Source organism: Tardiphaga sp. (assembly GCF_044340795.1).
Taxonomy (GTDB): domain Bacteria; phylum Pseudomonadota; class Alphaproteobacteria; order Rhizobiales; family Xanthobacteraceae; genus Tardiphaga.
On record NZ_JBIISY010000257.1, the window covers coordinates 1 to 8,135 of the forward strand.

General features: G+C 62.2%; 8 protein-coding genes. All 8 read left to right on the top strand.

Translation table 11 applies throughout. The features are described 5' to 3' along the window. Positions 1 to 96 precede the first annotated feature (96 nt). Positions 97 to 690 (top strand): UbiX family flavin prenyltransferase, encoded by a 594-nt coding sequence (locus tag ACIQ17_RS27745; protein WP_398472600.1) that lies wholly within the window; start codon positions 97 to 99, stop codon positions 688 to 690. Positions 691 to 721: 31 nt separating this feature from the next. Further along, on the top strand, positions 722 to 1,261 hold the full coding sequence (locus ACIQ17_RS27750; RefSeq protein ID WP_398472593.1) for a TIGR02444 family protein: 540 nt from the start codon (positions 722 to 724) through the stop codon (positions 1,259 to 1,261). Between the two features lie 111 nt (positions 1,262 to 1,372). Beyond that, positions 1,373 to 2,797, top strand: coding sequence for a UbiD family decarboxylase (locus tag ACIQ17_RS27755; protein WP_398472594.1), 1,425 nt, complete (start codon positions 1,373 to 1,375; stop codon positions 2,795 to 2,797). Positions 2,798 to 2,839: 42 nt separating this feature from the next. Continuing rightward, a complete protein-coding gene (locus ACIQ17_RS27760) occupies positions 2,840 to 3,805 on the top strand; it encodes a Bug family tripartite tricarboxylate transporter substrate binding protein (RefSeq protein ID WP_398472595.1) in 966 nt (321 codons plus the stop codon). Between the two features lie 68 nt (positions 3,806 to 3,873). Continuing rightward, on the top strand, positions 3,874 to 4,323 hold the full coding sequence (locus ACIQ17_RS27765) for a tripartite tricarboxylate transporter TctB family protein (RefSeq protein WP_398472596.1): 450 nt from the start codon (positions 3,874 to 3,876) through the stop codon (positions 4,321 to 4,323). Then, entirely contained in the window at positions 4,320 to 5,822 is a 1,503-nt protein-coding gene (locus ACIQ17_RS27770) for a tripartite tricarboxylate transporter permease (RefSeq protein WP_398472597.1), read from the top strand. The genes ACIQ17_RS27765 and ACIQ17_RS27770 overlap by 4 nt, the downstream gene beginning before the upstream one ends. 48 nt (positions 5,823 to 5,870) lie before the next feature. Beyond that, positions 5,871 to 7,547 (top strand): thiamine pyrophosphate-binding protein, encoded by a 1,677-nt coding sequence (locus tag ACIQ17_RS27775; RefSeq protein WP_398472598.1) that lies wholly within the window; start codon positions 5,871 to 5,873, stop codon positions 7,545 to 7,547. 94 nt (positions 7,548 to 7,641) lie between these two features. Continuing rightward, positions 7,642 to 8,135: ribonuclease D (locus ACIQ17_RS27780; protein ID WP_398472599.1), on the top strand; the 494-nt coding region annotated here is incomplete at its 3' end.

Genomic DNA, 8,135 nt, shown 5'->3' on the forward strand with positions numbered 1-8,135 from the left:
CCTACGCGGTTCGTCCGCCGGGCGTCTTCCATGGCCCGTTCAAGTCGGTCGGCGGCTGCGTGCTGATGGAGATCCACTATTTCGACCCGGCCTGAGATCGCGCCGCGACGCCTGATCGTCGCCATCACCGGAGCGTCGGGCACCATCTATGGTGTCCGGCTGCTGCGGCTGTTGCAGGCGACGGATGTCGAAACGCATCTCGTGCTGAGTCGGTCAGCGAAAATCACGCTGACCCAGGAACTCGATCTCTCGGTGTCCGACGTCGCTGATCTCGCCGACGTCGTCCATCAGGCCGACAATATCGGGGCGACGATCTCATCGGGATCGTTCAAGACCCTGGGCATGGTCGTCGCACCTTGTTCGATGCGCAGTCTGGCGGAAATCGCCACCGGCGTGACATCGTCCCTGGTGACCCGTGCTGCCGATGTGGTGCTGAAGGAGAGGCGTCGGCTGGTGCTGATGGCCCGCGAGGCGCCGTTGCATCTCGGTCATCTCAAAGCCATGGCGGCCGTCACCGAGATCGGGGCCATCGTCTATCCGCCTGTCCCAGCCTTTTATGCCAAACCCGCCAGCCTCGAGCAGATGGTCGACCAGACACTCGGTCGCGTGCTCGATCTGTTCGATATCCAGACAGATGTGGTGAGCCGCTGGGAAGGTCTCAACGCCGGCAAGCCGCGGGACATCGTATGAGTGCGGCCCCGTCATCTTTGGCTTTATGCCAATGACGGGCGATCATCGCGATATTGCGTCGGAGAGCTGGGCGTTCGCGCTCCGGCTCTATTCCGCGCCTGGCGTCTCCGATGCCTGTCTGAAATTGCAGGCCGATGCCGGCGTCGATGTGATGCTGCTTCTGGTCGCCAGTTTTGCAGCGTCACAGCGCCGCATCCGTCTCACTCCCGCTGACATTCGAGATATGGACGCAGCTTGCGGCGCCTGGCGCGCGCAAGTGATCCATCCGCTTCGACAGTTACGTACGGTCTTGAAGTCCGGTCCCGTGCCGGCCCCTGGCGGAGAGACGGAAAAGCTGCGATCGCAGATCAAGGCCAGCGAACTCGCGGCCGAACGTCTCGAAAATGACCTGCTGGCTCACTGGTTGCAGCGCAAGACAGCGCATCATCGCGATCTGACGCGCGATGAAGTCGGCGAGGTGGTGCATTCTGTCGTGCGGCATTTCCTCGGCGAAGCGCAGGCCGACCGTGTTGTTGCGATGCAATCTGCCGTCGATACACTTCTCTCGGCTGCTGATAAAACCAATCCATGATGCAGTGCACGCTCGTAAATTAATCAGCGGTGCCTACCGAGCGAGCTTGACTACCTTTGTTGCTTAGCTATCGTTGTTCGCAATTACGTGATCACGCGAGACAAGAACAAAATGCCGCAGCCGCAAATTCTCGATACCCGCTTCCGCTCCGCGCTGGCGCGTCTTGCCAAGAATGATCGCATTCTGACATTCGAGAACGCGGCCGATCCGCATCTCGAGATCGCGGCGGTGCTGAAGAAGCATGACGGCAAGCAGACGCTGCTGTTTCCCAAGGTCAAAGGTTACGACGTCCCGCTGGTGGGAAATCTCCTCAGCTCGAAGGAGAATTGCGAGGCGGCCTTCGGTCTCGATTTCAACGGCATTCGCGGTCTGGTGCAGCGTGCCATGGGTGGCCCGCTGCCGCCGGAAATCGTGAGCAATGCGCCGTCGCAGGAAGTCGTGCTGAAGACCGGCTTCGATATCACAAAGATGCTGCCGGCATTGTTTCATGCGCCGGGCGATGCGGGCCGCTACATTACCGCCGGCATCGTGGTGGTGAAGGATCCAGAAACCGGCATCTACAACGCCTCCTATCATCGGCTACAGTTGTTGGGGCCGGATCGCGTCGCCATCAAGCTGGATTTCGGTCGCCATCTCCGTCTTGCATTCGATCGGGCCAAGGCGCGTGGCAAGGCGCTGCCGGTCGCCGTCTGCATCGGCACCGATCTCGCTTTGCATTTCACTGCGGCCACCATGGGCTCTCAAATGCCCGAGCATGCCGACGAACTTGCCGTGGCCGGTGGACTGGCGGGCAAGCCGCTGACGGTGGCGAAGGCAATCTCGCAGGACATGGTTGTCCCTGCCGAATGCGAATTCGTGCTGGAAGGCGAAATCTCGGTGGACGATGTCGCGCCCGAAGGGCCGTTCGGTGAGTTCGTCGGCTTCGCGGCGCCGGCTGCCGATGCACCGGTGCTGAAGATCACCGCGGTCACCCATCGTCTGCGGCCGATCTATCATGTCATCAACGGCTTCGGCCGCGAGACGATCATCCTGCGCAAATATGTGCTCGAAGCCAGCCTGCTCAAGGTGCTGCAGTCGGCGATCCCGATCGTCACCGATGTGGAAATGACCTCCGGCGGCCTGCACCGCTTTCACGCGATCATCCAGGTCAAGAAGCAGAGCCGTCAGCACAACGGCCTGCAACGCAACGCCATCCTCGCGGCGTTCGGCGCATTGAAGGATCTCGATCTCATCACGGTGGTCGATCACGACATCGACATCCGCGATCCCGTCGACGTCGAATATGCCGTCGCCACCCGCATGGAAGCGTCGAGCGATCTCATTCTCATCCCCGGCGCGCGCGGCCACGAATATGTGCGCGTCAGCAAGGAAGGCATCCGCACCAAGCTCGGCATCGATGCCACCGTGCCGTTCGAGGATCAGGCGACGTTCAGGCGGGTCGAATTCGCGAAGACCGAGATCGAGCTCAAGGATTTCGCCGATGGCGAGAACAAGGCCGTGCAGGCGCTGGGCCTGGTCGGAACGAACATTGCATAGTTTCTGAAGCCTCCCGATCCCTCCCGTAATCAGGAAACACCGATGAAGCGACTTCTCGTAGCAGCCCTGCTTGTAGGTACCGGACTGAGTGTCCTGCCGGCGTCCGCGCAGGAATGGCCGTCCAAGCCGATCAAGCTCGTGGTTCCCTACGCACCGGGTGGTTACACCGATGCTGTTGGTCGCATCACCGCGCGCTTCCTCGAAAAGGAGCTGAAGCAGACGGTCGTCGTTGAGAATCGTCCCGGCGGCGGCGGCATCGTCGGTTCGGATCTCGTGTCGAAGTCTCCGGGTGATGGCTACACGCTGTGCGTCTGCAGCTCGGGCGCGATCTCCATTGCGCCGGTGGCACAGACCACGTCCTACGATCCGCTCAAGAGCTTCAAGCCGATCAGCGTCGTCAGCACCATTCCGCAAACGGTGATCGTCAATCCGTCGCTGTCGATCAATTCGATGGATGAACTGGTGAAGTATGCCAAGGCCAATCCGGGCAAGCTCACCTACGGGTCGAGCGGCGCCGGTGGCCTGATGCATTATTCGGTGGCGCTGTTCGACAGCCGCGTCGGCACCAAGATGACCCATGTGCCGTTCAAGGGCGGCTCGCCCGCCACTGCAGCCGTGGTGGCCGGGGAGGTGAGCCTGTCCTTCACCAATATGACCGACGCGCTGCCGCAGATCGAGGCCAAGACGGTGAAGGCGCTTGCGGTGACCTCCGAGAAGCGGAGCGAGTTCACGCCGAACCTGCCGACCATCGGTGAAACCGTGATACCCGGCTATGCGGTGGAATCGTGGAACGGCATCATGGCCCCGGCCGCAACGCCGGATGCGGTGATCGCCAAGGTCTCCGATGCGCTGAAGAAGATGGCTGCCGATCCTGAAGTGAAGAAGAACATGGCGGTCGCTGGCGCGTCTGCCGTCTTCACGACGCCGGCCGAGTATTCGGCGCAGATCGGCAAGGAAGTCGAGCAGTGGCGCGCCCTGCTCAAGGAAATCAACGACAAGAAGACCTGATCCGGTCTCATGCGGGTGGCGATCGGTTCGCCGCCCGCCCCTGACTCATCGATGACATGGGGAGTGCGATGAAGACCATCGTCCAGCGCGGCAATACCGACTTCTATTCGGGGCTTCTGCTCTCGGCGATTGCCATCGTCGCTCTGTTCTATATCCGCACGCTGGCGATCGGCACCGTGCTCGACATGGGGCCCGGCTATTTTCCGCTCGGTCTCGCTCTGATCCTGCTCGGCATGGGTCTGGTTCTCATCGTTAAAGGCCTCACCACTGCGGGCATGCCGGCCGGCGTCGTGCATCTGCGGCCGCTATTCTTCATACTGCTGTCATTTGCGGCATTCGGGCTACTGATCGAACGCGCCGGGCTTGCGATCGCGATTCTCGCACAGGTCGCGATTGCCCATTTCGCGTCCCGTGAAAGCACATGGCGTGTCAGCCTCATCACGGGCGTAATCCTCGCCGCCATGTCGTCGATCGTCTTTGTCTGGCTTCTCAAGCTTCCGGTGAATGTGCTGCCATGATGGATGTCTTCTCTGCCCTTGGACATGGCTTCTCGGTCGCTGCGACGCCGCTCAACATTCTGTTCTGCTTTATCGGCGCGATCTGCGGCACGTTGATCGGCGTGCTGCCCGGACTCGGGCCCGTCGCCACCATCTCGCTGCTGCTGCCGGCGACCTATGCGCTCGATCCGGTCGGCGCCATCATCATGCTCGCCGGCATCTACTACGGGGCGCAGTATGGCGGGTCGACCACCGCCATCCTGGTGAACATTCCCGGCGAATCCACCTCGGTTGTCACCGCGATCGACGGTTACAAGATGGCTTTGCAGGGTCGCGCAGGCGAAGCGTTGGCCATCGCCGCCATCGGGTCGTTCATCGCCGGTTGCTTCGGCACGGTGGTCATTGCGCTGCTGGGCCCGCCGCTGGCCATGATGGCGCAGAAATTCGCCTCGCCTGACTATTTCTCGCTGATGGTTCTCGGGCTCGTTTCGGCCGTGGTTCTCGCCAATGGCTCCGCTTTCCGCGCCATTGCCATGATCTTCCTCGGCTTGCTGCTGGGCATGGTCGGCATGGACATCAACACCGGCGAAGCGCGGATGACCTTCGGCCTGATCGAGCTCTCCGACGGCATCAACTTCGTTGCTCTCGTGATGGGCTTCTTCGGCGTCGCCGAGGTGATTTCCAATCTCGAGAATGTCAGCCAGCGCATCGTCAATCACACCAAGATCAACAGCATCTGGCCGTCCTTGAAGGTGTTGCGCGGCGCCTGGGGCGCGGTGACGCGTGGCACGGTGCTGGGGACGCTGTTCGGCGTGCTTCCCGGCGGCGGTGCGACCATCGCGTCGTTTTCGTCCTATGCATTGGAAAAGCGCGTGTCGAAGACTCCCGAACGGTTCGGAAATGGCGCCATCGAGGGCGTGGCCGGTCCGGAATCGGCCAACAACGCGGCCGCGCAGACCTCGTTCGTGCCTTTGCTCACCATGGGCATTCCCACCAGCGCCACCATGGCCCTGCTGGTCGGCGCGCTGACCCTCCATGGAATCGCGCCGGGGCCTACCATCATTTCGCGTCAGCCGGACCTGTTCTGGGGGCTGATCGCCAGCATGTTCATCGGCAATGCGATGCTCGTCATCATCAATCTGCCAATGATCGGCCTGTGGGTCCGGTTGCTCAACGTGCCGTACCGGATCCTCTATCTGGTCATCGCAGTGATCTGCGCCATCGGCGTCTACTCGGTGAACAATTCGAGCTTCGACGTCTACATGACCATCGGCTTCACCGCGCTTGGCTACATCCTGCGCAAGCTCGATGCCGAGCCGGCCCCGCTCCTGATGGGCTTCGTGCTCGGCCCGATGGTGGAGGAAAACTTTCGCCGCAGCCTGATTACCTCGCATGGTGATCCGATGGTGTTCCTGCAGCGGCCGATCAGCCTCGCACTGCTCCTGCTGTCGGCAGCGTTGCTGATCTCCATCGTGATGCCCTCCATCAGCAAGCGTCGGCAGGAAGTTTTTCAAGAGTGATGGCGGCGACCTGACGACCGCGCGGATGTAATTAGAACGAGATATGCCATGAACAAGCACGAGCCAGTCCGGTCGGTCGCCGCCAAAGCGGGTGAACGCAATGGCGGGCAGATCCTCATTGCCGCGCTTCGTCGCAACGGTGCCGACCGGATGTTCGGCGTTCCCGGCGAGAGCGCGCTGCCAGTCTTCGATGCGCTTTACGAGCCTGACGCCGGAATCCGCTTCATCGTCTGCCGGCACGAAACGACGGCCTCGCACATGGCCGAAGCCGACGGCAAGATTTCGGGCAGGCCGGGCATCTGTGTCGTCAGCCGTGGTCCCGGCGCCATGCAGGCGGCGCTCGGGCTGCACACCGCCTGGCAGGATTCGACGCCGATGATCCTGATCATCGGGCAGGTGCCGCGCAGCCATCTCGGCCGCGAGGCGTTTCAGGAGATGAATTACGTTCGCACCTTCGATGACATGACCAAGTGGGCGGTCGAAGTCGACTCGGTCGACCGTATCCCGGAAATGGTGAGCCGTGCGTTCCATGTGGCCATGCAGGGGCGGCCGGGACCGGTCGTGCTGTCGATTCCCGAAGATGTTCTCGGCGCCGTCAGCGATGTCCCCGATGCCGCGCCCGCCACCGTGATTCAGGCTGCGCCGTCAGAGACGCAGATGGCCGAGATCCATGCCATGCTGCAGAAGGCGCAGCGTCCGCTGGTGGTCGTCGGCAATTGCGGCTGGACATCGGAGGCCGCCGATCAGTTCAGGGCCTTCGTCGAGCGCAATGATCTGCCGGTCGTGGCCGGTTTCCGCTCGCAGGATGTGCTCGATAATCGCAGCAGTCAGTATATCGGCGATATCAGCCTTGGCTGCAGCCGGCCTCTGATGGCGCGGGTGAAGACCGCCGATCTGTTGCTGGTGATCGGCGATCGGCTCGGCGATGTCACCACCAACCATTACACGCTGTTCGACGTCCCGACGCCGCAGCAGGTGCTGATCCACGTTTTTCCCGGACCGGAAGAACTCGGTCGCGTCTATGTCCCGACGCTCGGGATTCCCGCGAATTCGGCGCGCTTCGCCGAGGCGCTGGCGAAGCTGGCACCGCTCGACAGCAAGGCCTGGGTAGGCTGGCGCGCGGAATCGCGACAAGCCTATGTTGATTACCAGGCCCCACGCACCGACGCGCCGCCTTTCGATCTGGCGACGGTGATCGACCATCTGAATACGGAGCTGCCGGACGATGCGATCGTCACCAACGGCGCCGGCAACTACACGATCTGGCTGCACCGCTACTATCGCTACCGCAAGTTGGGGACGCAGATCGCGCCGAAATCCGGCACGATGGGTTATGGTTTGCCAGCAGCGGTCGCGGCCCAGCTGCGTTATCCCGAACGGCGGGTGGTCTGTCTGGCTGGCGACGGCTGCTTCATGATGGCTTCGCAGGATTTCGCCACGCTGGTGCAGCAGCAATTGCCGGTGATCGTCATCATCGTGAACAATGCGATGTATGGCTCGATCCGGATGCATCAGGAATTGCATTTCCCGAACCGACCCAGCGGCACGGATCTGCTCAATCCCGATTTCGCCGCTTTGGCGCGGTCCTACGGCGCCCATGGCGAGGCCATCGATGCGCATCAGGATTTTCCCGCGGCGTTTGCCCGTGCCGTCGCAGCGAAAGGACCGGCGATCATCGAATTGCGCGTCAATCGCAATCAGCTGACGCCGGATCGGCGCATGTAAGGCATCGAGCCGCCTCTCGTCACCCCCGCCTGAAGGCGCTAAACTGTGTACGCCGGCCACGAGTCGCCGGCGCTGACAGGGATTTCGACGACACATGACCATCCGCCTGCATCGCGGCGATCTGCCGGATCTGAGCCGCTACACCTCGTCGGTGGCGATCGACACCGAGACCATGGGGCTCAATCCGCATCGCGATCGGCTTTGCGTGGTGCAGCTGTCGCCGGGCGATGGCAGCGCCGATGTGGTGCAGATCCCGATGGGGCACACCGATGCGCCGAACCTGAAGAAGCTGCTCGGCGATGCCGGCATTACGAAGATCTTCCATTTCGCCCGCTTCGACCTTGCCGCGCTGTCCAACGCGCTCGGCGTGATGCCGTCGCCGGTCTATTGCACCAAGATCGCCTCGCGCCTGTGCCGCACCTATACGGATCGCCACGGTCTCAAGGATCTGGTCCGCGAAGTGCTCGGCGTCGATCTGTCGAAGCAGCAGCAGTCCAGCGACTGGGGCAGCGACACGCTCAGCGATGCGCAACTGGCCTATGCGGCGTCGGATGTGCTGCATCTCCACGCCTTGCGTGAAAAGCTGGA

Bases quoted from the DNA above. Each gene is read 5' to 3' on its own strand.
- ACIQ17_RS27750 (WP_398472593.1), top strand. From the start codon at position 722: ATGACGGGCGATCATCGCGATATTGCGTCGGAGAGCTGGGCGTTCGCG.
- ACIQ17_RS27755 (WP_398472594.1), top strand. From the start codon at position 1,373: ATGCCGCAGCCGCAAATTCTCGATACCCGCTTCCGCTCCGCGCTGGCG.
- ACIQ17_RS27760 (WP_398472595.1), top strand. From the start codon at position 2,840: ATGAAGCGACTTCTCGTAGCAGCCCTGCTTGTAGGTACCGGACTGAGT.
- ACIQ17_RS27765 (WP_398472596.1), top strand. From the start codon at position 3,874: ATGAAGACCATCGTCCAGCGCGGCAATACCGACTTCTATTCGGGGCTT.
- ACIQ17_RS27770 (WP_398472597.1), top strand. From the start codon at position 4,320: ATGATGGATGTCTTCTCTGCCCTTGGACATGGCTTCTCGGTCGCTGCG.
- ACIQ17_RS27775 (WP_398472598.1), top strand. From the start codon at position 5,871: ATGAACAAGCACGAGCCAGTCCGGTCGGTCGCCGCCAAAGCGGGTGAA.